At 71.4% G+C, this 22,874-nt stretch carries 25 protein-coding genes; 4 read left to right on the top strand and 21 right to left on the bottom strand.

Annotated elements, in window-relative coordinates; translation table 11 throughout:
- Position 1 precedes the first annotated feature (1 nt).
- Positions 2 to 526, bottom strand: a complete 525-nt coding sequence (locus NOCJ54_RS0108430; protein ID WP_028655152.1) for a ferritin — start codon at positions 524 to 526, stop codon at positions 2 to 4.
- Between the two features lie 53 nt (positions 527 to 579).
- A complete protein-coding gene (locus NOCJ54_RS24625) occupies positions 580 to 969 on the bottom strand; it encodes a hypothetical protein (protein ID WP_036517313.1) in 390 nt (129 codons plus the stop codon).
- Between the two features lie 95 nt (positions 970 to 1,064).
- Between NOCJ54_RS24625 and NOCJ54_RS0108420 the strand changes: the two genes are divergently transcribed.
- Positions 1,065 to 1,424: an ArsC/Spx/MgsR family protein gene (locus tag NOCJ54_RS0108420; RefSeq protein WP_232221719.1), complete on the top strand. Its 360-nt coding sequence runs from the start codon at positions 1,065 to 1,067 to the stop codon at positions 1,422 to 1,424.
- A 72-nt stretch (positions 1,425 to 1,496) separates the two neighbouring features.
- Here the strand turns inward: NOCJ54_RS0108420 and NOCJ54_RS0108415 are convergent, their stop codons facing one another.
- Entirely contained in the window at positions 1,497 to 3,536 is a 2,040-nt protein-coding gene (locus NOCJ54_RS0108415; RefSeq protein WP_084254990.1) for a protein meaA, read from the bottom strand.
- A gap of 98 nt (positions 3,537 to 3,634) precedes the next feature.
- Entirely contained in the window at positions 3,635 to 3,973 is a 339-nt protein-coding gene (locus tag NOCJ54_RS0108410; RefSeq protein ID WP_051485623.1) for an STAS domain-containing protein, read from the bottom strand.
- Positions 3,974 to 4,100: 127 nt separating this feature from the next.
- On the opposite strand from NOCJ54_RS0108410, the gene NOCJ54_RS0108405 reads away from it, so the two are divergent.
- The 3 genes from NOCJ54_RS0108405 (at position 4,101) to NOCJ54_RS24615 (ending at position 8,562) form a co-directional block, all read left to right on the top strand.
- Positions 4,101 to 4,682, top strand: a complete 582-nt coding sequence (locus NOCJ54_RS0108405) for a cob(I)yrinic acid a,c-diamide adenosyltransferase (RefSeq protein ID WP_028655148.1) — start codon at positions 4,101 to 4,103, stop codon at positions 4,680 to 4,682.
- Between the two features lie 91 nt (positions 4,683 to 4,773).
- Positions 4,774 to 5,301, top strand: coding sequence for a hypothetical protein (locus NOCJ54_RS24620; RefSeq protein ID WP_198020157.1), 528 nt, complete (start codon positions 4,774 to 4,776; stop codon positions 5,299 to 5,301).
- Positions 5,302 to 5,361: 60 nt separating this feature from the next.
- Positions 5,362 to 8,562 (top strand): DEAD/DEAH box helicase, encoded by a 3,201-nt coding sequence (locus NOCJ54_RS24615; protein WP_051485622.1) that lies wholly within the window; start codon positions 5,362 to 5,364, stop codon positions 8,560 to 8,562.
- Between the two features lie 6 nt (positions 8,563 to 8,568).
- On the opposite strand, the gene NOCJ54_RS0108390 is transcribed toward NOCJ54_RS24615, so the two are convergent.
- The 17 genes from NOCJ54_RS0108390 to rpmE form a co-directional block, all read right to left on the bottom strand.
- Positions 8,569 to 9,972, bottom strand: a complete 1,404-nt coding sequence (locus tag NOCJ54_RS0108390; protein ID WP_028655147.1) for an MFS transporter — start codon at positions 9,970 to 9,972, stop codon at positions 8,569 to 8,571.
- 10 nt (positions 9,973 to 9,982) lie between these two features.
- The gene (locus tag NOCJ54_RS0108385; protein WP_028655146.1) at positions 9,983 to 10,438 is read right to left on the bottom strand and encodes a DUF2550 domain-containing protein; all 456 of its coding nucleotides are present in this window, start codon (positions 10,436 to 10,438) and stop codon (positions 9,983 to 9,985) included.
- Between the two features lie 5 nt (positions 10,439 to 10,443).
- Complete coding sequence (locus NOCJ54_RS0108380; protein WP_028655145.1) at positions 10,444 to 10,851, bottom strand: F0F1 ATP synthase subunit epsilon; 408 nt, start codon at positions 10,849 to 10,851, stop codon at positions 10,444 to 10,446.
- Between the two features lie 2 nt (positions 10,852 to 10,853).
- Positions 10,854 to 12,308, bottom strand: a complete 1,455-nt coding sequence (gene atpD, locus NOCJ54_RS0108375; protein ID WP_028655144.1) for a F0F1 ATP synthase subunit beta — start codon at positions 12,306 to 12,308, stop codon at positions 10,854 to 10,856.
- A 33-nt stretch (positions 12,309 to 12,341) separates the two neighbouring features.
- On the bottom strand, positions 12,342 to 13,256 hold the full coding sequence (locus NOCJ54_RS0108370) for a F0F1 ATP synthase subunit gamma (protein ID WP_028655143.1): 915 nt from the start codon (positions 13,254 to 13,256) through the stop codon (positions 12,342 to 12,344).
- A gap of 2 nt (positions 13,257 to 13,258) precedes the next feature.
- On the bottom strand, positions 13,259 to 14,896 hold the full coding sequence (gene atpA / locus NOCJ54_RS0108365; RefSeq protein WP_028655142.1) for a F0F1 ATP synthase subunit alpha: 1,638 nt from the start codon (positions 14,894 to 14,896) through the stop codon (positions 13,259 to 13,261).
- Between the two features lie 54 nt (positions 14,897 to 14,950).
- Positions 14,951 to 15,757, bottom strand: coding sequence for a F0F1 ATP synthase subunit delta (locus NOCJ54_RS0108360; protein WP_036517311.1), 807 nt, complete (start codon positions 15,755 to 15,757; stop codon positions 14,951 to 14,953).
- Positions 15,757 to 16,320, bottom strand: a complete 564-nt coding sequence (locus NOCJ54_RS0108355) for a F0F1 ATP synthase subunit B (RefSeq protein ID WP_028655140.1) — start codon at positions 16,318 to 16,320, stop codon at positions 15,757 to 15,759. Before NOCJ54_RS0108355 ends, NOCJ54_RS0108360 begins: the two co-directional genes overlap by 1 nt.
- A gap of 61 nt (positions 16,321 to 16,381) precedes the next feature.
- Entirely contained in the window at positions 16,382 to 16,603 is a 222-nt protein-coding gene (gene atpE, locus NOCJ54_RS0108350) for an ATP synthase F0 subunit C (RefSeq protein ID WP_028655139.1), read from the bottom strand.
- A 103-nt stretch (positions 16,604 to 16,706) separates the two neighbouring features.
- Positions 16,707 to 17,510 (bottom strand): F0F1 ATP synthase subunit A, encoded by an 804-nt coding sequence (atpB, locus tag NOCJ54_RS0108345; RefSeq protein ID WP_232221718.1) that lies wholly within the window; start codon positions 17,508 to 17,510, stop codon positions 16,707 to 16,709.
- A gap of 16 nt (positions 17,511 to 17,526) precedes the next feature.
- Positions 17,527 to 17,772, bottom strand: coding sequence for an AtpZ/AtpI family protein (locus NOCJ54_RS24610; RefSeq protein ID WP_051485621.1), 246 nt, complete (start codon positions 17,770 to 17,772; stop codon positions 17,527 to 17,529).
- A 30-nt stretch (positions 17,773 to 17,802) separates the two neighbouring features.
- Positions 17,803 to 18,249, bottom strand: coding sequence for a hypothetical protein (locus NOCJ54_RS0108335; protein WP_028655137.1), 447 nt, complete (start codon positions 18,247 to 18,249; stop codon positions 17,803 to 17,805).
- Between the two features lie 79 nt (positions 18,250 to 18,328).
- Positions 18,329 to 19,552 (bottom strand): glycosyltransferase family 4 protein, encoded by a 1,224-nt coding sequence (locus NOCJ54_RS24605; protein ID WP_051485620.1) that lies wholly within the window; start codon positions 19,550 to 19,552, stop codon positions 18,329 to 18,331.
- Positions 19,545 to 20,234, bottom strand: a complete 690-nt coding sequence (locus tag NOCJ54_RS24600; protein WP_232221717.1) for an L-threonylcarbamoyladenylate synthase — start codon at positions 20,232 to 20,234, stop codon at positions 19,545 to 19,547. The genes NOCJ54_RS24605 and NOCJ54_RS24600 overlap by 8 nt, the downstream gene beginning before the upstream one ends.
- Positions 20,235 to 20,263: 29 nt before the next feature.
- Positions 20,264 to 21,118 (bottom strand): peptide chain release factor N(5)-glutamine methyltransferase, encoded by an 855-nt coding sequence (gene prmC / locus NOCJ54_RS0108320; protein ID WP_028655136.1) that lies wholly within the window; start codon positions 21,116 to 21,118, stop codon positions 20,264 to 20,266.
- Complete coding sequence (gene prfA / locus NOCJ54_RS0108315; RefSeq protein ID WP_028655135.1) at positions 21,115 to 22,188, bottom strand: peptide chain release factor 1; 1,074 nt, start codon at positions 22,186 to 22,188, stop codon at positions 21,115 to 21,117. Before prfA ends, prmC begins: the two co-directional genes overlap by 4 nt.
- Positions 22,189 to 22,287: 99 nt before the next feature.
- Positions 22,288 to 22,503 carry a 50S ribosomal protein L31 gene (rpmE, locus tag NOCJ54_RS0108310; protein ID WP_028655134.1) on the bottom strand — a complete coding sequence of 72 codons (216 nt, stop codon included), beginning with the start codon at positions 22,501 to 22,503 and terminating at the stop codon, positions 22,288 to 22,290.
- Positions 22,504 to 22,874: the final 371 nt, after the last annotated feature.

Genomic DNA, 22,874 nt, shown 5'->3' with positions numbered 1-22,874 from the left:
CTCAGGCGCCGGCGACCGGCGGGGCGGTCGGGTCCTCGCCCTCGCCGCCCTGCTCGCGCGCGACCCACTCCTCGATCGCGTTGATGTCGTCCTTGCTGCGCGTCACCACGGCGAGCAGGTCGTTCATCGTCGCGACCTCCTCGACCTGCTCCTTGATGAACCACTGCATGAACTGCTCGGAGGCGAAGTCGCACTCCTCGCGCGCGATGCGCAGCAGGCCGTAGATCTGCTCGGTGACCCGCTTCTCCTGCTCCAGCGCCAGGGCGATCGGTGCGACGACGTCCTCGAACGACGAGACCGGCGCCTCCACACCGGGGATGGCGACCTCGGCGTCGGTGTCGAGCAGGTACTTGACCATCATCATCGCGTGCTCGCGCTCCTCGAGCGCCTGCGCGTAGAAGAAGCCCGCCATCTGCGGCATGGTCAGGGAGTCGTAGTAGACGGCGCACGCGAGGTACTGGTTGTGCGCGGCGAACTCGTTGCCGATCTGGACGTTGAGCTGGTCGGCGAAGCGGGTGGCGGCCATGGCCGTCACCCTATCGAGGCGGGTGCGGCGGCCCGCAGCGGGACCGCACGCGGTCAGGCAGCCTTCTGCAGCTGCTTCTTGGTCACCTTCTTGCCGCTGGTCGTGACCAGGACCCGGCGCTTGACGGTGAAGCCCTCCGGCAGCGTGCCCTCCTTGAGCATCCGCAGCGGGCAGCGCTTGCACCTCTCCTTCGAGACGCAGCACTCGATCTTGGGCAGCCTGGCCTTCGACGCGGCCTTCGCCGACGTGCCCTTGGCGTACTTGTCCCTGGCGGGCTTGTCCTTGGCGGGCTTGACCTTGCCGGGCTTGTCCTTGGCGGGCTTGACCTTCGCGGGCTTGACCTTCGCCGGCGTGGCCCCGGGCAGGTCAGTCTCGGAGAGACTCGCCCCGGCGAGCTTCTTCTTCGACTTCTTCCCGGCCTTCGCGGCGGACTTCTTGCCCACGGGTACGAGGGTAGGCGATCAGGCAAGGCGCGCCTAACCAATGTGACGCCCACCACGGGAAGGCTGCCGCCGGTGCGGTCGCTAGGGTGCGGTGCGTGATCGAGATCTGGCTGAACCCCGCCTGCTCCAAGTGCCGCACCGCGCAGACCGAGCTCGACGCGGCCGGCGTCGAGTACACGGTGCGCCGCTACCTCGAGGAGCCGCCGACGGTGGCCGAGCTCGAGGACGTGCTCGGCCGGCTCGGCCTGGAGCCGTGGGACATCACCCGGACCGGCGACGCGCGCAAGCTCGAGGTGACGCTGCCGGCGAAGGACCCCGCCCAGCGAGCGGCCTGGCTGCAGGTGCTCGCCGACCACCCGCGCCTGGTCCAGCGCCCGATCATCACCGCCTCGGACGGCACCACGGTGGTCGGCCGCGACCCGGAGTCGGTGGCCCGGGTCATCGAGGCGGGCTGAGACGCCGACGGCCGCCGCGGGAGGTCCCGGGGCGGCCGTCGTACGTCGCGGTCAGGCGGTCGGTCCAGGCCCTCAGGCCAGGCCGTTGGCCTTGCGGATCACCTGGACGATGCCGCCCATGATCTCGGTGAGGCCGAAGTCCTTCGGGGTGTAGACCGCGGCGACGCCGAGGTCCACCAGCGCGCGGCCGTCGGACTCCGGGATGATCCCGCCGACGATCACCGGGACGTCGTCCATGCCGGCCGCCTTGAGGCCGTCGAGGACGGCGGGCACCAGCTCCATGTGCGAGCCGGAGAGGATCGACAGGCCGACGCAGTGCACGTCCTCGGCCACCGCGGCCGCGACGATCTGCTCCGGGGTGAGCCGGATGCCCTGGTAGATCACCTCGAAGCCGGCGTCGCGGGCCCGCACGGCGACCTGCTCGGCACCGTTGGAGTGGCCGTCGAGGCCGGGCTTGCCGACGAGAAGGCGCAGGCGGCCGCCGAGCTCGTCCCCGGTCTTCTGCACCGCCTCGCGCACCGCGGTCAGCTCGGCGCCGGCCTCCGCGACACCGACGGCGCCGGAGACGCCGGTCGGGGCGCGGAACTCGCCGAAGACCTCGCGCAGGGTGCCGGCCCACTCCCCCGTGGTTGCGCCCGCACGGGCGGCCGCGAGGGTCGCGGCCACGAGGTTGGTGCCGCTCTTGGCGTCCTCGGCCAGCCTGGCCAGCGCTGCGTCCACCTCGGCCTGGTCGCGCTGCGCCTTCCACGCCTCGACCGAGGCGAGGGCCGCCTTCTCGGCCTCCGGGTCCGCGACCATGATCGCGCCGTCGAGGTCGGCGGTGAGCGGGCTGGGCTCGGTGGTGTCGAACTTGTTGACGCCGACGATGACCTCGTCGCCGGCCTCGATCGCTGCGCGGCGGCGGGCGTGCGAGGAGACCAGCTCCTGCTTCATGTAGCCGGAGTCGACGGCGGCGATGGCCCCACCCATGGCCTGGACCCGGTCGATCTCCGCCTTCGCGCCGGCGACCAGCTCGTCGACCTTCGCCTGGATGACCGGCGAGCCGTCGAAGATGTCGTCGTACTCGAGCAGGTCGGACTCGAAGGCCAGCACCTGCTGCAGGCGCAGCGACCACTGCTGGTCCCACGGCCGCGGCAGGCCGAGTGCCTCGTTCCACGCCGGCAGCTGCACCGCGCGGGCCCGGGCGTTCTTCGACAGCGTGACCGCGAGCATCTCCAGCACGATGCGCTGGACGTTGTTCTCCGGCTGGGCCTCGGTCAGGCCGAGGCTGTTGACCTGCACGCCGTAGCGGAAGCGGCGCATCTTCGGGTCCTTGACGCCGTAGCGCTCACGGGTGATCTCGTCCCACAGCTCGACGAAGGCGCGCATCTTGCACATCTCCTCGACGAAGCGGACGCCCGCGTTGACGAAGAAGGAGATCCGGCCGACGACCTTCTCGAAGTCCTCCTCCGAGACCTGGCCGGAGTCCTTGACCTGGTCGAGGACCGCGATCGCCGTGCACATCGCGTAGGCGATCTCCTGCACCGGCGTCGCGCCGGCCTCCTGCAGGTGGTAGCTGCAGATGTTGATCGGGTTCCACTTCGGGATCTCGTGGACCGTGTAGGCGATCATGTCGGCGATCAGCCGCAGGGAGTGCTCCGGCGGGAACACGTAGGTCCCGCGCGAGAGGTACTCCTTGATGATGTCGTTCTGCGTCGTGCCGGCCAGCTGGTGGGCGACCTCCGACGGCGACAGGTCGGGGTTCTGCTCCTCCGCCACGACCTGGTAGAGCGCGAGCAGCCACATGGCCGTCGCGTTGATCGTCATCGAGGTGTTCATCTCGGTGAGCGGGATCTGGTCGAAGAGCTTGCGCATCTCGCCCAGGTGCGGCACCGGTACGCCGACCTTGCCGACCTCGCCGCGCGAGAGCGGGCTGTCCGGGTCGTAGCCCGTCTGCGTCGGCAGGTCGAAGGCCACCGACAGGCCGGTCTGGCCCTTGGCCAGGTTGGTGCGGTAGAGCGCGTTGGACGCCTCGGCGGTCGAGTGCCCGGCGTAGGTGCGCATCACCCAGGGGCGGTCCTTGGGGCGCGAGGCCTTCTCGGGCGTGGCGTCGGCGTCAGGCGTGGTGCTCATAGAGCGAAGACTAGGCCGATTGCTACCAGTTGGTAACGCCCGTTCGCTGTGTGGTTCTGCACAGCATCCGGTCCGGAACCGGCAGGTATGGATCCCGCTCAGGCGGGGATCGGCAGGCGCTCGAGCTCGAAGAGCCGGGCCAGGTGGGTGAGGTGCAGCATCCGCCGCACGGCCGGACCGCCGCCGCGGAGCACGATCACGCCACCGCGCAGGCGCACCCGGCGGCTGGCCGCTGCCAGGACCTTGAGCGCGGTCTCGTCGATGCTGGTGACGTCGTCGAGGTCGACCAGCACGCGGCCGTCGCCGGCGGAGCCGTGCTCGTCGAGGTGCCGGTAGAGCGCCGAGCGGAGCTCCGCCGTGCTGCGGACGTCGAGCTCGCCGCCCAGCACGAGGACGGCAGACGTGGTGCCCAGGTCGGTCCTGATCGTCGCGCCCATCCGTGCCTCCCGAGTCGTTGCGGGCCATCCGTCCGTGCCCTCTTACCCACCTTGACGCTCGGGTACCCCATTCGGTTGCACCGAGCCCCGGAAATTTTTCGCGCGTGTCGCCAGTAGGCTCGCGCCCATGGTCAACCTCACCCGCATCTACACCCGGACCGGCGACGCGGGCGAGACCCGCCTGGGCGACATGAGCGTGACCACGAAGACCGACCTCCGGCTCCTCGCCTACGCCGACGTGGACGAGGCGAACGCCCACCTCGGCGTCGCGATCGCGACCGGGGAGCTCGAGGACGACGTGGTCGCCGTGCTCACCCACGTCCAGAACGACCTGTTCGACGTCGGCGCCGACCTGTGCACCCCGGTCGTGCCCGACCCGGAGTACCCGCCGCTGCGCATCGAGCAGGACTACGTCGACCGCCTCGAGGGCTGGTGCGACCACTACAACGACCACCTGGAGAAGCTGCGCTCGTTCATCCTCAACGGCGGCACCCCGGCCGCTGCGCACCTGCACGTCGCCCGGACCGTGGTCCGCCGCGCGGAGCGGGGCGCCTGGGCGGCGTACGAGGTGCACGGCGAGACGATGAACAAGCTCGCGATCACCTACCTCAACCGGCTCTCCGACCTGGTCTTCATCCTCGCCCGCTACGCGAACCGCGAGCGCGGCGACGTGCTGTGGGTGCCGGGCGGCGAGCGCGCGAAGGGCTGAGCCGCTGCCAGCCTGTCGCCCCCTGCCGCCGCCGGTCGCCCCGCCGTAAACCGGTTGTCCGCCCTCCCGCCCGCAGGTGAGGCTGGGACCGATGGACGTCACCTTCACGAAGCTGCGCGGTCGCTACGAGGTCCGGGTCGACCGGACGGTCGGGCCTGCCCTCGCGCCCCGCAACGGGCCGGGCTGGCACGACGCGGTGCCCCACGACGTCGCCCATCTCATCTCCGAGTCCGAGGCCGGGCTGCGCGGCGCGGTGTTCGGCCGGCTGGCCGCCGCGGACGGTGACGACGGGATGTTCTGGCCGGCGGACCCGGCCGCGCGGAGGAAGTCGCTGCGGAACCGGCGGGCGCCGACCCCCGAGGAGTCCGCGGACATGGAGCTCTCCGAGCGGCTGGCGTCGCTGACCGTCGCGTTCTGGGAGGTCGCCCGTGGCCGGCGCACGCCGGACCCGGCGTGGCCCGGCAGCATCGAGGACGGCGGGGTCGACCGGGACCTGCTGGACCGCATCTTCGCGCGGTACGACGAGTTCGCGGCCCGCTGGGAGGCCCTGCCCGCCGGTGGGTCGGTCACCATCCCGTGGCCCTTCCCCGAGGGCTCCGGGCGGCGGCGGCGCCGCTGACCCGACCGGGTGTGGATGGATGCGGGGGACGTCGGACCTCCGTGCCAGCATGGAGGGATCGTGAACGTCCTCGCCGAGCTCACCGACGCCTTCCTGGCCCGTCACTTCGACCCCGGGACGCTCGAGCGCGCCCGCGAGGTGGTCGAGCGCGGAGCCGTGCGCCGCCCGGAGATCGGGATGCTGTCCGCGGCGTCGGTCACCGCGACCGCTGAGGTGCAGGGCACCCGCGAGGCGCCCTACCAGGTCCAGCTGCACGCGGAGGCACCGAAGGACGACTACGAGGGCTGGCTGTTCACCGTCTGCTCGTGCCCCGTGCGCTCGGTGTGCAAGCACGGAGCCGCGCTCGCGCTGACCCTGCGCCAGTCCTTCACCCCGACCCCCGCGCCCTCCCCCGCGGCGTCGACGTGGCGGCGCACCCTCGAACGGGTCGTCACCGAGCTGGACCGGCAGCGCCGCGAGCCGGTCGACGAGCTACCCCTCGCGCTGGAGGTCAGCCTGCAGGAGCCGCGGCGCGGCTACACCGGCGTCGGGGCGACGCTGCACGTGCGGCCGCTGCGCCGCGGCCGCAACAAGCCCTGGGTCAAGACCGGCGCCGACTGGGCCGACGTCGCGGCGTCCGGGCTGACCGGCGGCTTCCCCCGGGCGCAGGCCGAGGCGGTCACCGCCCTGCACAACCTCTGGCTGGCCCACCGGCCCTACTACTACGCCGGCGCGGCCCCGTCGCTGGAGGAGTTCGGCGACCAGGTGGTGCACGCGCTGCGCACCGCCCGCGACGCCGGGGTCACCCTGCTCGGCACCGGCGGCATCCACGTCGTCGAGGTCGCGGACGACCCGGCCGAGGTGGTCGTCCGGCTCACCGACGCGGCGAACGGCGGCGGCACCGACGTGCAGGCCGTGGTGGCGCTCGGTGAGCAGTCCTGGCGTGGCGACGCCGTCGTCCCCATCGGCAACCCGGCCACCACCGTCGGCCTGGTCGACGACGCCGGCCGCCTGGTGCTGGCGACCCTCGCCTCCCCCATGCCGCTCTCGGTGCGTCACCTCGTGGACGGTCCGGGCCTCACCGTGCCCCCGGCCGAGGCAGAGGAGCTGCGCGCGGAGCTGCCGGTGCTGATGCGCCACCTGAGCGTGGTCAGCGAGACCCCGGCGATCGAGCTGCCCGAGCCGCTCACCCCGACGCTGGTGCTGACCGTCACCTGGCACAGCGCGACGAAGGCGTCCCTGGACTGGACCTGGGAGTACGGCGAGGACGGCAGCCGCAGCTGCGCGGTCGGCAGCCGCAACCCCCTCGGCGGGGTGCGCGACCACGACGCCGAGCGCGCGATCGTCGCGCAGGTGCCGCCCGAGCTGCTGGGCACGACGACGGCCACCGACGGTGAGGCGCTGCTGCTCGCCATCCACGAGCTGCCGCACCTGCGCACCCTCGACGGGGTCCGCGTGGTCGAGCAGGAGCGCCCGGACTTCCGCGAGGTCGACGTCGCGCCGGAGATCAGCTTCGACGTGGTGGAGCCCGACGCCGACTCCCCCAGCACCGACTGGTTCGACCTCGCCGTCAGCGTCCGCGTCGACGGGGAGGCGATCCCGCTGCCCGACGTGCTGGCCGCACTCACCGTCGGCCTGGACTACCTCGTCCTGCCCAGCGGCACCTACGTCACCACCGACCGCCCGGAGTTCGACCGGTTGCGCGAGGTCGTCGCCGCGGCGGCCGAGCTGCACGAGCGCGAGGGCGAGCGGATCACCGTCGGCCGGCAGGACCTCGGCCTGTGGGCCCAGCTCGCCGAGACCGGCGTCGTCGACAGCCAGGTCGCGGCCTGGGTGCAGCGCGCCGAGGCCCTGCGCGACCTGACCGAGATCCCGCGGCCGGAGCCGCGGGGCCTGGTCACCGCGCTGCGCAGCTACCAGCGCGAGGGCTTCTGGTGGCTGGCCTTCCTGTGGCAGCACGGGCTCGGCGGGATCCTCGCCGACGACATGGGCCTCGGCAAGACCCTGCAGGTGCTGGCGCTGGTGGCGCACGCGCGCGCCGAGCGGCCGGACGAGGGCCCCTTCCTCGTCGTCGCGCCGACCAGCGTCGTCACCGCCTGGGCCGACGAGGCCGCGCGCCACGCGCCCGACCTGCGGGTCGGGGTCGCGGGGCGCCGCGACGACGACGTGGCCGCCCTCGCCGCCGACAACGACGTCGTGGTGACGACCTACACCCTGCTGCGGCTGGCCCAGGCGGAGTACGCCGCGGTCGGCTGGGCCGGCGTCGTGCTGGACGAGGCGCAGCAGGTGAAGAACCACCAGAGCAAGACCTACACCGCCGTGCGTACCCTCGACGCGCCCTTCCGCCTCGCGGTGACCGGCACGCCGTTCGAGAACCGGCTGATGGAGCTGTGGTCGTTGCTGTCGGTGACCGTGCCCGGCCTCTACCCGTGGCCGCGCCGGTTCAACGAGCGCGTCGTGCGCCCGATCGAGCGCGACGGCGACCAGGTGGCGCTGGAGCGGTTCCGCGCCCGGGTGCGTCCCTTCCTGCTGCGCCGCACCAAGGAGCTCGTCGCCGACGACCTCCCGCCGAAGCAGGAGCAGGTCCTCGCCGTCGACCTGTCACCGAAGCACCGCAAGATCTACGACACCCACCTGGCCCGGGAGCGGCAGCGGATCCTCGGCCTCGTCGAGGACTTCGACCGCAACCGGGTCGCCATCTTCAGTGCGCTGACCACGCTGCGCCAGCTCGCCCTCGACCCCGCACTGGTCGACCCCGACCACGACCGGGTCGGTTCGGCGAAGCTCGACGTCCTGGTCGACCACCTGCTGGAGATCACCGCCGAGGGCCACCGGGCCCTGGTGTTCAGCCAGTTCACCTCGTTCCTCGCCCGGGTGCGCTCCCGCCTCGGCGAGGCCGGCATCGCCACGACCTACCTCGACGGCTCCACCCGCGACCGGGCCGGTGTGATCGACGAGTTCCGCTCGGGCGAGGCGCCGGTGTTCCTGATCTCCCTCAAGGCCGGCGGCACCGGGCTCACCCTCACCGAGGCCGACTACGTGTTCGTCCTCGACCCGTGGTGGAACCCCGCCGCCGAGGCGCAGGCCGTCGACCGGGCGCACCGGATCGGCCAGACGCAGCACGTCCACGTCTACCGCCTCGTCGCGAGCGACACCATCGAGGAGAAGGTGATGGAGCTCAAGGCGCGCAAGGCCGAGCTGTTCAGCCAGGTGATCGACGGCGACGGCGCGATGAGCACCTCGATCGGCGCCGAGGACATCCGGGGCCTGTTCGAGGACTGAGCGGCTTCAGCCGGACCGCGCGACCTCCGGGTTGCGGATCGTCAGCCACGAGAACAGCCCGCTCGCCGCGAGCAGGCCGGCGCACCACAGCATCGCGTCGCGATAGCCCTCGGTGAACGCCGACGGCACCTGGTAGTCCTCGCCGGACAGCCCGACGAGCAGCGGCAGTGCTGCGACGGCGAGCAGCGAACCGGCCCGCGCGACCGCGTTGTTGACACCCGAGGCCACCCCGGCGTGGTGGGCCGGGGCTGCGTCGAGGACGGTCGCGGTCAGCGGCGCGACCATCGTGGCGAGCCCGAGACCGAAGACGGTGAGCGGCAGCGCGACGTCGAGCCAGTAGTGGACGTCGTCGTCCACCCGGGCCAGCAGCAGGCTGCCGGTGCCGCACAGCAGCGGGCCGACCGTCATCGGGGCACGGGGTCCGACCCGGGCACCGAGCGCACCACCCCGCCCGGCGAGCAGGACCATCACGACCGTGATCGGCAGCGTGGCGAGCCCGGCCCGCAGGGCGTCGTACCCAGCAACGGTCTGCAGCTGCAGCACGAGGAAGAACAGGATGCCGCCGAGCGCGGCGTAGGTCAGCAACGTCATCACGTTCGCGGCCGAGAACTGCCGGGAGCCGAAGAGCGAGAGAGGCAGCATGGGGTGGGCGCTGCGACGTTCGGCCGCGACGAACGCACCGCCGGCCAGCAGGCCCACCGCCAGCGCCACGGCCGCGCCGGTCGGCGTGGTGCTCCACTGGATGAGGGCGTAGGTGATGCCCCCGAGGCCGAGGGCACCGAGGACGGCGCCCGCCGCGTCGAAGCCGGTCACCGCGTCGGGGTCGCGGGTCTCAGGTGCCGCGCGCACCGCGAGCAGCGCCAACGCCGCGACGGGCAGGTTGATGAGGAAGACCCAGCGCCAGCTCGCGACGTCGACGAGCCAGCCGCCCACGAAGGGCCCGACGGCGGCGGCGACGCTGCCGAGCCCGGTCCAGGTGCCGATGGCGCGGGCCCGGTCGGCCGGCGCGAAGGCTCCCTGGATCATTGCGAGGCTGCCCGGCACCAGCAGCGCCGCGGCGACGCCCTGGGCGATCCGGGCGACGACGAGGAACGAGGCGCCCGGCGCCAGCCCGCAGGCCGCCGAGGTGAGGGCGAAGCCGGTGACACCGAGCACGAAGACCCGGCGCCGGCCGAACCGGTCGCCGAGCGAGCCGCCGAGCAGGGTCAGGGCGGCGAGCGTCAGCAGGTACCCGTTGGCGACCCACTGGAGGTCACCGAGGCTGGCGTCGAGGTCCTCCCCGACCTGGCGCAGCGCGACGTTGACGACGGTGCTGTCGAGCAGCGCCATCGCGCTGCCGAGGGTGGCCGCAGCGAGGACCGCCCGGCCGGCGGGCGAGGCGAGGGCGACCTCCGCCGAGGGCGTTGCCACCCCCGACGCCCTAGGGGTTGCCCTTGGCGCGGTTCCAGTCGGTGCCCGGGGGCATCGCCTCGAGCCAGGCCTGGAAGCCGGTCAGCGAGGACACGCTCATCGCCAGCTCGACCAGGCCCGAGGGGGACTGGCACTGGATGACCAGGTGGTCGGGGTAGAGCGAGGCCTGCTCGGCGCCGAGCGGCGCCCGGCGACCGTCGTACGCCAGCTCCTCGCGGCTCCACGACTTCTTGGGTCGCGGCGAGAGCGAGAAGACGCGGAACCACTCCAGCGTCTCACCCGAGTAGCGGCCCAGGCCCAGCACCCAGCCCCGCTCGGGACGGTCGGTGCGGCACCGGTGGCTCAGCTCGAAGGTGCCTCCGTGCCGGGACAGCAGACGGCGCCGGACGATGAGTCCGGCGCCGTACAGCACACACAGCAGCAGGAGGGCGCCACAGACGTCGAGCAGCCACTCCCACCATGCCATCCGTGCTAGCTGACCTTCTCTGCCGCGCGGATGCGCGCCTCGGCGTGCCGGACGCGCTGCTCCGCCTCGTCATTGGAGTCGAGGAGGCGGCGGGCCTCCTCGAGGTCCACGCGAGCCTGGTCCACCTCGATGTCCTCGGCACGCTCGACGCGCTCCGCCAGGATCGAGACCCGGTCGTTGGCCACCGACAGGAAGCCGCCGTCCACGGCCGCGACCACGAGCTGGTTCGTGTCCGCGACCTGGATCTCGATCACCGACGGCGACAGCAGCGAGAGGGTCGGCGCGTGCCCACGCAGCACGCCGATGTCACCCTCGAGCGTGCGCGCGATGATCATCGCTGCCTCGCCGGACCACACGGTCCGGTCGGCGGCGACGAGCTCGACGTGCAGGTGCTCGACTGCGGTCTCAGCCATGATCAGAGGCTCTTCTGGATCTCGGCCCAGTTGCGCTCGACGTCGTCGAGGCCGCCGCACATGAAGAACGCCTGCTCGGCCACGTGGTCGTACTCACCGTCGGCGATCTTGTTGAACGCCTCGATGGTGTCGGCCACGGGGACGGTCGAGCCCTCGATGCCGGTGAACTGCTTGGCGACGTAGGTGTTCTGCGACAGGAACCGCTGGATACGACGCGCACGGGACACGATGATCTTGTCCTCCTCGGAGAGCTCGTCGACACCGAGGATCGCGATGATGTCCTGGAGCTCCTTGTTGCGCTGCAAGATCTGCTTGACGCGGATCGCGCAGTCGTAGTGCGCCTGACCGATGTACTGCGGGTCGAGGATCCGCGAGGTCGAGGTCAGCGGGTCCACGGCCGGGTAGATACCGAGCGAGGCGATCTCGCGCGAGAGCTCGGTCGTCGCGTCGAGGTGCGCGAACGTGGTGGCCGGGGCCGGGTCGGTGTAGTCGTCCGCGGGGACGTAGATCGCCTGCATCGAGGTGATCGAGCGACCACGGGTCGAGGTGATGCGCTCCTGGAGCACACCCATCTCGTCGGCCAGGTTCGGCTGGTAGCCCACGGCGGAGGGCATGCGGCCGAGCAGGGTCGACACCTCGGAACCGGCCTGGGTGAACCGGAAGATGTTGTCGATGAACAGCAGCACGTCCTGGTTCTGGACGTCGCGGAAGTACTCCGCCATCGTCAGCGCGGACAGCGCGACGCGCAGACGCGTGCCCGGCGGCTCGTCCATCTGGCCGAAGACCAGGGCGACCTTGTCGAAGACGCCCGCGTCCTTCATCTCCTCGATGAGGTCGTTGCCCTCACGGGTGCGCTCGCCGACGCCGGCGAACACCGACACACCACCGTGGTTCTTGGCGACGCGCGCGATCATCTCCTGGATGAGCACGGTCTTGCCGACGCCGGCGCCACCGAACAGGCCGATCTTTCCACCGGTCACGTACGGCGTGAGCAGGTCGATGACCTTGATGCCGGTCTCGAACATCTGGGTCTTCGACTCGAGCTGGTCGAAGGCCGGAGCCTTGCGGTGGATGCCCCAGCGCTCGTTGACCTCGACCCGCTCGCCCTCCTCGAGGTTGAGGAAGTCGCCGGTGGCGTTGAAGACCTTGCCGAGGGTCACGTCGCCGACGGGGACCGTGATCGGGCCGCCGGTGTCGGTGACGCTCTGGCCGCGGACCAGGCCGTCGGTCGGCTTCAGCGAGATGGCGCGGACCATGCCGTCACCGATGTGCTGGGCGACCTCGAGGGGCAGCGTGGTGGTCTCGTCGCCGAGGGTGATGTCGGCCTCGAGCTTGTTGTAGATCTCGGGCATCGAGTCGGTCGGGAACTCGATGTCGACGACCGGGCCGATGACCCGTGCGATCCGACCCACCGAGGCCGCACCGCTGGCGGTGGTCTCTTCAACCGTTGCAGTCATGTCTTACTCCGTTTGGTGTTGTCTCTGGTGGGGTCAGTCGTTCGCGGCCTGGGCGTCGGCGAGGGCGTTCACGCCGCCGACGATCTCGCTGATCTCCTGGGTGATGCCCGCCTGGCGCGCCTGGTTGGCGATCCGGGTGAGCTTCTTGATCAGCTCCTCGGCGTTGTCCGTGGCGGACTTCATCGCCTTCTGGCGGGCCGCGAGCTCGGAGGCCGCGGCCTGCAGGAGGCAGTAGAAGATCCGGCTCTGGACGTACTGCGGAAGCAGGCCGTCGAGGACCTCGGCGGCCGACGGCTCGAACTCGTAGAGCGGCAGCAGCTCGGACTCGTCCGGAGCCTCCTCGCCCTCCACGACCTCGAGGGGCAGCAGCCGGATCGCGGTCGGCTCCTGGGTGAGCATCGAGCGGAAGCGGGTGTAGACGACGTGGACCTCGTCCACGTCACCGTCCTCGCCCTGCTCCTTCAGGAACGCCTCGATCAGGGCCGCGCCGATCTCGGCGGCCTTGTCGTAGGTCGGCTGGTCGGAGAAGCCGGTCCATGCCTTGACGAACGGGCGGTTGCGGAACCGGAAGTACGCCTCCGCCTTGCGACCGGCCAGGTAGAAGTCGATCTCCTTGCCCTCGGCACGAAGCCGCTCGGCGAGGCGCTCGGTCTCCTTGATGACGCTCGAGGAGTAGGCACCCGCCAGGCCGCGGTCGCTGGTGATGACCAGGACCGCTGCCTTCTTCGGGTTCTCCTCCTCCCGCGTCAGCGGGTGGTCGACGTTGGAGAACGTCGCCACCGCTGACACGGCGCGCGTCAGCTCCCGGGCGTACGGCGCTGCCGCCTGTGCCCGCTGCTGCGCCTTGATGATCCGGGACGCAGCGATGAGCTCCATGGCGCGCGTGATCTTCTTCATCGACTCCGTCGACTTGATCCGCGCGCGGTACTCACGCAGCGATACGGCCATGCTCAGGCTCGCTTCTGCTTGACGATCTGCTCCTGCTCGAGCTCGTCGTCGGCGAGCGCCTCGGCCTCGGGCTCGTGCCCGACCTTGATGCTGCCCCCGTCGGAGGTCTCGAACTGGTTCAGGAAGGAGTCGTACGCCGCCGCGAGGTCGTCCTCGACCTCGAACTTCTGCGACTCACGGATCTGCGCGAGCAGGCCGTCGTGGGAACGACGCAGGTAGTCGAGGAACTCGCCCTCGAAGCGGAGGACGTCGTTGGTGTCGACCGCGTCCAGGCGACCCGAGGTGCCGAGCCAGAGCGAGACGGTCATCTCCTCGAGCGGGTACGGCGAGTACGCCGGCTGCTTGAGCAGCGCCATCAGCCGCTGGCCGCGGGCCAGCTGCTGCTTCGACGCGGCGTCGAGGTCCGAGGCGAACATCGCGAAGGCCTCCATGGCGCGGTACTGCGCCAGGTCGACCTTGAGCGAGCCGGTGACGGCCTTCATCGCCTTCGTCATCGCGGCACCACCCACGCGGGAGACCGAGATACCGACGTCGATGGCCGGGCGCTGGTTGGCCGCGAACAGGTCCGACTGCAGGAAGATCTGGCCGTCGGTGATCGAGATGACGTTGGTCGGGATGAACGCCGAGACGTCGTTGGCCTTGGTCTCGATGATCGGCAGGCCGGTCATCGAGCCCGCGCCGAGCGAGTCGGAGAGCTTCGCGCACCGCTCCAGCAGGCGGGAGTGCAGGTAGAAGACGTCACCGGGGTACGCCTCGCGGCCCGGCGGACGACGCAGCAGCAGCGACACGGCACGGTAGGCCTCGGCCTGCTTGGTCAGGTCGTCGAACACGATGAGGACGTGCTTGCCGTCGTACATCCAGTGCTGGCCGATGGCCGAGCCGGTGTACGGCGCGAGGTACTTGAAGCCCGCGCTGTCGGACGCCGGGGCGGCGACGATCGTGGTGTACTCGAGCGCGCCGGCCTCCTCGAGCGCGCCACGCACGGAGGCGATGGTCGAGCCCTTCTGGCCGATGGCGACGTAGATGCAGCGGACCTGCTTGGTCGGGTCGCCCGACTCCCAGTTCTGCTTCTGGTTGATGATCGTGTCGATGGCGACCGTGGTCTTGCCGGTCGCGCGGTCGCCGATGATCAGCTGGCGCTGGCCACGGCCGATCGGGGTCATCGAGTCGATGGCCTTGATGCCGGTCGCGAGCGGCTCGTGGACCGACTTGCGCATCATGACGCCCGGAGCCTGCAGCTCCAGGGCGCGGCGGCCCTCGGTGGCGATGTCGCCGAGGCCGTCGATCGGGCGGCCGAGCGGGTCGACCACGCGGCCGAGGTAGCCCTCGCCCACGGGGACCGAGAGGATCTCGCCGGTCCGGCGGACCGTCTGGCCCTCCTCGATCTTGTCGAAGTCACCGAGGATGACGACACCGATCTCGCGGTCCTCGAGGTTCAGCGCGAGGCCGAGCGTGCCGTCCTCGAACTCGAGGAGCTCGTTGGCCATGGCCGAGGGGAGGCCCGACACGCGGGCGATGCCGTCAGCGGCGGAGGCGACGGTGCCGACCTCCTCCTTGCTCGCGGCAGCGGGCTGGAAGTCCGCGACGTACTTGGCGAGGGCGTCGCGGATCTCGTCCGGGCGGATGGAGAGTTCCGTCATCTCTGGTGCCTTCTCTCTTCTCTACAGCTGTGAAGTCGTGGGTGTGGTGCGGCGTCAGCCGGCGATCTTGCGGCGCGCGTCGTCGAGCCGGGCGGCGACGGTGCCGTCGATGACATCGTCGCCGATCTCCACACGGAGGCCTCCGAGGACCTCCGGGTCGATGACGACGTTGAGGTGGACCGGCCGGCCGTACTGCCGCGTGAGCGCGGCCTGGAGGCGCTGCTGGTCGGCGTCGGACAGCGCACGGGCGACGTGGACGGTGGCCACGCCCTCCCCCTGCACCTCGGCGGCGGTGCGCTCGTAGTCCTCGAGCGCGGCCACCACGGTCCGGTAGGAGCCGGAGAGCGCCTGCTTGGTCAGCTGCAGCGTCGCGGGCAGCACCTTGCCGGCGAGGATGCCCTCGAGGAGGGCCTCCTTGTCGGCGGCGGAGCGGACCGGGTCCGACAGCGCGTTGCGCAGGTCGCTGTTGGCGGTGACCAGCTGGCGGACGCCGAACAGCTCGTCGACCAGGGTGCCGCCCTGGATGCCGACGGAGCGTACGGCGGCCACGACGCCCAGCTGCTCGAGCGCGTCCGCGAGGTCACGGGTGCGCGTCCAGCGGCGACCGGCTGCCTCACGGAGCAGGCCGAGCGTCGCCGCGTCGACCTTGCCCGTGAACACGTCGCCGACCAGGCCCGCGCGGGCCTCGGCCGGGACCGACTGGTCGGTGACCACGCGGCGCAGCGCCGCCTCGGACCGGAAGGCACCAGCGACGGAGAACAGGTCGCCCGCCACCGTGGCGGCGGACGCCTCAGCCACCCCACCGACCAGGTCGGTGAGGGCGGCCACGGCGTCGGCGGAGGCCCCGCGGAAGGACACCATCACGCGTCCTTGCCGGCGTCGGAGGCGTTGGCCGTCTCCAGGTCGGCGAGGAACCGCTCGACGACGCGCGACTGGCGCGCCTCGTCCTCGAGCGACTCACCCACGATCCGGCCGGCGAGGCCGGTCGCGAGCGTGCCGACCTCGGCGCGGAGCGAGGTGACCGCCTGCTGGCGCTCGGCCTCGATCTGGGCCTTGCCGTGCTCGACGATGCGGGCAGCCTCGGCCTGGGCCTGCTCCCGCATCTCGGCCACGATCTGGGCACCCTGCTCACGAGCCTCCTCGCGGATGCGGGCAGCCTCGTGCCGCGCCTCGCTCAGCTGCTGCTCGAGCTCGGCCAGCTTGGCGTCGGCCTCGGCCTGCTTCGACTCAGCCGCAGCGATGCCGCCCTCGATCGCCGCCGAGCGCTCAGCGAACGTCTTCTCGAAGTTCGGGGCGACGAACTTCTTGATGGCGAAGAAGAGGATGCCGAACACAACGAGTGCGATCGCCACCTCCTCCCACAGCGGGACGAGCGGGTTGTGCTCTTCGCCCTCCGCTGCGGCGAGGATCACCAGTGATTTCATGGACCTGACCTATCTGGGTCGAGCTTGCTGACGGTGCTCAGCGATCGTCTTGCGACGATCGTCACTCAGTGCTGGAGCCGGTGAGGACGAACGCGAGGGCGATACCGATGATGGCGAGCGCCTCGGCGAGCGCGAAGCCGAGGATCGCGATCGACTGGAGGCGGCTCTGCGCCTCGGGCTGGCGGGCGACGCCGTTGATGTACGCGGCGAAGATGAGACCGATGCCGATACCCGGGCCGATGGCGGCCAGGCCGTAACCGATCATGTTGAGAGAGCCACCCATGGCTTCTTTCCTTTCGGGTTGTTTTCTCGTGCGAGAACTGTGGGGTTGTGGTTCGGGAACTGCTGGACTGCGCAGATCCGGTGGATCTGGTGGATCTGGTGGATCAGTGCTCGTCGGCGAGCGCGCCCTGGATGTACATCGCGTTCAGCAGGACGAAGACGTAGGCCTGCAGGAACTGGACCAGGATCTCGAGGAAGCTGACGAGGATCGCGAGCACCCAGGCGAGCGGGCCGGCGACGTAGCCGATGCCGCCGACGTGCTCGATGAGGTACAGACCACCGGTGGCGAAGAGCACCAGCAGGATGTGGCCGGCGAACATGTTGCAGAACAGTCGGAGGGCCAGCGTGACCGGGCGGACCAGGATGTTCGAGAAGAACTCCAGCGGCACCAGCAGCGGGTACATGAAGGGGCTGACACCCGACGGGACGCTCTGCAGCTTCAGGTAGCCGATGACGCCGTGCTTGGCCATGCCGACGCCGTTGTAGATCAGCCAGGACATCCCCGCCAGCGCGTAGGCCATGCCTGCGCGGCTGAAGGTCGGGAACTGGAAGAACGGGATGCTGGCGAAGAGGTTGTTCACCAGGATGAAGAAGAACAGCGCGACCAGGTAGGGCACGAACTTCTGGAAGTCGCGGCTGCCGATGATGTCGCGGGCGACGCTGTTGCGCACGAAGTTGTAGGCGCCCTCACCGGCGAACTGCATCCGGCCGGGGACGAGCTGGCGGGAGCGCGACGCGGCGTACAGCAGGCCGAAGACGACGATCGCGGCGATCACGAGCTGCAGCATCGGCTTCGTCACGCCGAACCCGGCGATCTCGAAGACCGGCGGCAGGTCGAAGATGCTCGGGCCGGGAGCGTGGAACGACTCCCCCTCGGCGGCGATGGTGGCACTGGCTGCGGTGATCACCAGGTCTCCTCTGCGTTCACTGCTCGTCTGTGGATTCGGGCTTCGGGCGTTCGGGCTGCTCGGAGGCAACCATGCGGAAGCGCCTCGTGGTCAGGTAGATCCCCAGCGCGGCACCCACGAGGATGCCGACCGCTACGAGGAACGTGGTGTCCAGCCAACGGTCCGCGAGCCAACCGAGGAAGCCGTAGAACACGACCCCGGCCACCAGGTAGCCGAACGCATGCCACGGATCGCCCTGGGGCTTCTCCTCGGGCTGACTCATTGCGCCCCGGACAATAGCAGTCGCCACGGGTCATCGCGCACCGCCCTCGGACGGGGTGGACGGCCGGGTCTCGAAGGCCGGGATCCGGGCCGTCGTCGCCAGCACGATCTGCACGCCCATCCACACGAACGCGCCGAGGATGATCGCTCCCCCGACCCAGTTCCGGTCCAGCTCGTCGTCGAGCAGGCCGGAGGTGTTGAGCGCGACGAAGACCAGCGCCATGAGGGCCACCTGGAAGGTGTAGGTCACCATCGCGAAGAGCAGCGACGCCGAGGGCAGCAGGCGGGCGACCGCCTCCACGGCGAAGGAGCCGAAGGCGAAGACGCCGACCGCGATCAGTCCCCCGACGGCGGCGCCGGCCGCGGCCGGCCCGCCGGAGACGAGGGCCGCGACGCCGACCAGCACGACCGCGGACGCCGTGGCCGCGAGGGCCGCACGGGCCACCACGCGGTGGGTCCGGCTGTCGGTCGTCATCATCGGCGGCCGTTCTTCTCGAGGCGGTCGTCGGGCTGTGGGAGGGCTCCGTAACCGGGGCGACGGAACTTCGTGAAAGTTATCACAAGGTCTCGGGGGCGTCGGAATCGGGGGTGCTCCCCTGCGCCTCGGCGGGCTCGGGCAGCGGTGCGTCGGAGGTCTCCAGCGCCTGGTCGATGACCTGCTCGACAAGGGGGGTGTTGACCAGCGGCAGCGCGAAGGTCAGCGCCACCGTGAGCACGAACCCCGCGCCCAGCGCGCCCCACACCGCCGGACCGGTGAACAGGCTGGCCACGACGACGCTGAAGGCGATCAGCCCGGCCCACAGCCACATGATGATGACCGCGCGGCGGTGGGAGTGCCCGATCTCGAGCAGCCGGTGGTGGAGGTGCTGCTTGTCGGGGGCGAACGGCGAGCGCCCGGCCCGGGTCCGTCGTACGACGGCCAGGACCAGGTCGGCGAGCGGCACCAGCAGGATCAGGATCGGCAGCAGCACCGGCAGCAGGACCGGCAGCAGGCTGGCGCGGGTCCCGTCGGCGCCCTGGGTGAGGTCGCCCGGCGCGAACTGGGTGGTGATCGTGATCGCGGTCGCCGAGAGGACCAGGCCGATCAGCATCGAGCCGCTGTCGCCCATGAACAGCCGGGCCGGGTGGAAGTTGTGCACCAGGAAGCCCAGGCAGGCCCCGGCCAGCGCGGCCGAGAGCAGCGCACCCGTCGTCGCACGGGTGACGTCGTTGAGCACCGAGAGGGAGTAGCAGAAGAGGAAGAACGCGGCCGAGCTGATCCCGATGACGCCGGCGGCCAGCCCGTCGAGGCCGTCGATGAAGTTGACGGCGTTCACGGTGGCGACGACGGCGAAGGCGGTCAGCAGCGCCCCCTGCCCCGGGTCGAGCGAGAAGACCTCGCCCTGCGACTGGTAGAAGTAGCGGAACTGGATGCCGGAGTAGACGAGGATCCCGACGGCCAGCACCTGGCCGCCGAACTTGGTCAGGGCGTCGAGGTCGATGATGTCGTCGACCACGCCGACCGCGCAGACCAGCGTGCCGGCCAGCAGCACCGCGAGCGCGTCGTCGAAGACGAACGCACGCTCGCCGCCCAGGAAGGGCAGCCCCTTCGCGACGACGTAGGCCGCCCACAGGCCGCCGAGCATCGCCAGCCCGCCCAGGTAGGGGATCGGCTCGGCGTGCACGTCGCGGTCGCGCACCCTGGCGACCGCCCCGGTGCGCACGGCGATCTCCCGCGCGACGACCGTCAGCAGGTAGGTGACGACGGCCGCGACGAGGAAAACGACGAGGTACTCACGCATCGGACGGCTCGGTCGGCTCCGTCGGGTCGGTCTCCACCGTCAGCCCGAGGTCGACCAGGACCGCGTCGATGTCCTCGACCGGGATCGCCCCGGCGCGCAGCAGGCGCGGGCGCGGACCGGTCGCGTCGATGATGGTCGACGCCACGCCGCCCGGGGCCGGGCCACCGTCGACCACGACCGCGACGGCCTCGCCGAGCATCGCGACCGCCTCGTCGGCGTCGAGCGCCGCCGGCTGGCCGGAGACGTTGGCCGAGCTGACGGCCAGCGGGCCGGTGCGGTCGAGCAGGGCGCGGGCGACGTCGTGGTCGGGCATCCGGACCGCGACCGTGCCGCGGGTCTCCCCCAAATCCCACTGCAGCGACGGCTGCTGGTGGCACACGATGGTCAGCGCGCCGGGCCAGAACTTCTCGACCAGCGGCGCGACGTACGGCGGCACCCGGGTCGCGAGCGCCTCGAGCGTCCCCTTCGTGCCGACCAGCACCGGCGGGGGCATCTCCCGCCCGCGGCCCTTGGCCCCGAGCAGGCGGGTCACGGCGGAGGGGTCGAACGCGTCGGCGCCGACGCCGTAGACGGTGTCGGTGGGCAGCACGACGAGGCGGCCCAGGCGCACGGCCTGGCCGGCGGCCTCCAGCGCCGCCTCGCGCTGCTCGTCGGTCTCGGTCGGGAACCGCTCGGCACTCACGACCCCCATCCTCGCATCCGTCCGCCCGCTCACCGGGGGCGGCGTGCCGTCACGAACCGCGGCCGGCCGGCGAGGTCGCGGTGGTCGCGGACCTCCTCCCAGCGCCCTCCCTCGCTGAACACCGCCGGGGCCGCCTCGCCCTGCACGTCGGCGTGCTCGACGCCGACCACTCCCCCGGGCCGCACCAGGTGCAGCCCGCGCACGGCGATGATCCGGATCGCGTCGAGCCCGTCGTCGCCGGAGAAGAGGGCGAGGTGCGGGTCGTGGTCGCGCGCCTCGACCGCGACCGACTCCCACGCCTCGAGCGGGACGTAGGGCGGGTTGCTGACCAGCACGTCCACCTCTCCCGCGAGCTCGTCGAAGGCGGTGGCCAGGTCGCCCAGGCGCAGGTCGACGCCGGTGCCGGCCAGGTTGCGCTCGGCCCACGCGTGCGCGGCCGGGTCGAGCTCGACGGCGTGCACCTGCGCCTGGGGCACCTCGTCGGCGATGCTGCGGGCGATCACGCCGGAGCCCGTGCACAGGTCGACGACCACCGGGGTGCGGCCGGCGGCCGCCACCTCCCGGGCCCGGTCGACCGCCCACCCGGCGAGCAGCTCGGTCTCGGGGCGCGGGACGAAGACGCCCGGTCCGACCTCGACCTCGACGTGGCGGAACCCGGCGGTGCCGGTCAGGTGCTGCAGCGGCTCCCGGGCCGCGCGCCGCGCGAGCAGCTCGTCGAAGCGCCGGCGGGCGTCGTCGTCGACCCTGTCGAGGAGGAACAGCGCCCCGCGGGTGGTGCCGAGAACGTGGGCGAGCAGCTCGGCGGCGTCGTGCTCGGGGCTGGCGACCCCGGCCTCGGCGAGCCGCTCGGCGGCGGCCCGGACCAGCCGCCTGGCGTCGCTCATTCCTCGAGCGCCGCGAGCCGGGCGGCCATGTCGGCCTCGACGCAGGAGTCGAGGACCGGCTGGAGGTCGCCGTCGAGGACCTGGTCGAGGTTGTAGGACTTGTAGCCGGTGCGGTGGTCGGAGATCCGGTTCTCCGGGAAGTTGTAGGTGCGGATCCGCTCGGACCGGTCGACGGTGCGGACCTGGCTGCGCCGGGCGTCGCTGGCCTCGGCGTCGGCCGCGTCCTGCGCCGCCTGCAGCAGCCGGGCGCGCAGGATGCGCAGTGCCTGCTCCTTGTTCTGCAGCTGCGACTTCTCGTTCTGGCAGCTGACCACGATGCCGGTCGGCAGGTGCGTGATCCGCACCGCGGAGTCGGTGGTGTTGACGCTCTGTCCGCCGGGGCCCGAGGAGCGGAAGACGTCGATGCGCAGGTCGTTGTCGTGGATCTCGACGTCGACCTGCTCGGCCTCCGGCATCACCAGCACGCCGGCGGCGCTGGTGTGGATCCGGCCCTGGGACTCGGTCACCGGCACCCGCTGGACCCGGTGCACGCCGCCCTCGAACTTGAGCAGCGCGTACGGCGCCTGGCCCGGCTCCGTCGTACCCGTCGCCTTGACCGCGACGGTCACGGACTTGTAGCCGCCGAGGTCGGACTCGGTGGCGTCGAGGACCTCGGTCTTCCAGCCGCGCCGCTCCGCGTAGCGGGTGTACATCCGCAGCAGGTCACCGGCGAACAGGGCGCTCTCCTCGCCGCCCTCGCCGGACTTCACCTCGAGCAGCGCGTCCTTGTCGTCAGCCGGGTCGCGGGGCACCAGGAGCCGGCGCAGCCGCTCGGCCGCCTCCTCCTGCTGGGCGAGCAGGCCCTCGACCTCCTCGGCGAACGCCGGGTCGTCGGCCCCGAGCTCGCGGGCCGCCTCGGCGTCCTCGCCGGCCTGCCGCCACTCGCGCCAGGTCGCGATGATCGCGTTCAGCTCGGCGTAGCGGCGGTTGAGGGTCCGGGCCAGCCGGGCGTCCGCGTGCGTCTCGGGCAGCGCGAGCCGGCCCTCCAGCTCGGCGTGCTCGGCGAGCATGCCCTCGACGGCTTCGAACAACGGGGGACTCCTCGGGGAGGTGGCTGTCGGGAGGTGCTGCGGTCGGAAATGACGAACGCCGGTCCACCCCCGCAGGGACGGACCGGCGCTCGGAGGCAGCTACTTCTTGGCAGCCTTGGCGTAGCGGGCCTCGAAGCGGGCGACGCGGCCGCCGGTGTCGAGGATCTTCTGCTTGCCGGTGTAGAACGGGTGGCACTGCGAGCACACGTCGGCGTGGATCGAGCCGGAGGTCGCGGTGCTGCGGGTCGTGAAGCTGTTGCCGCAGGTGCAGGTCACCTGGGTCACGACGTACTCGGGGTGGATGTCCTTCTTCATGGTGTCCTCTCAACGGGGGTCCGGGTCGCCTCGCGGGATACGGGCGTGAACCGGAGCCAACGGGAGATCCTACGGCGGGATCCCTCACCTCCCCAAACCGCGGGGCGGGCGGGGATGTTCCCCCGCGTCGGCCCGGTGCGCCCGACTGTGCCGGGCACAGCCCGCCACGAAGGCCCGGAGGTTTCGAGGCTCCTCGCTGGCGCTCGTCGCACCTCAACCACCGGGAGTCCGGCGAAGTACCCGAGGCTTGCCGCCAGGCGGGGGCTGGACCTACGCAAGGCAACCGCGCGCGCGGCAGCGCGGCGCTGGTGGTCGAGGACCGAGAACCCCAGCGCCTACCGTCCGCCGCTGGTTGAGGTGCGAGGCGCCCC

Origin of the sequence: Nocardioides sp. J54, from assembly GCF_000519005.1 — a bacterium.
Lineage (GTDB): Bacteria > Actinomycetota > Actinomycetes > Propionibacteriales > Nocardioidaceae > Nocardioides.
Note: the sequence above shows the minus strand (reverse complement) of the source record. Positions and strands in the feature narration are given on the sequence as shown.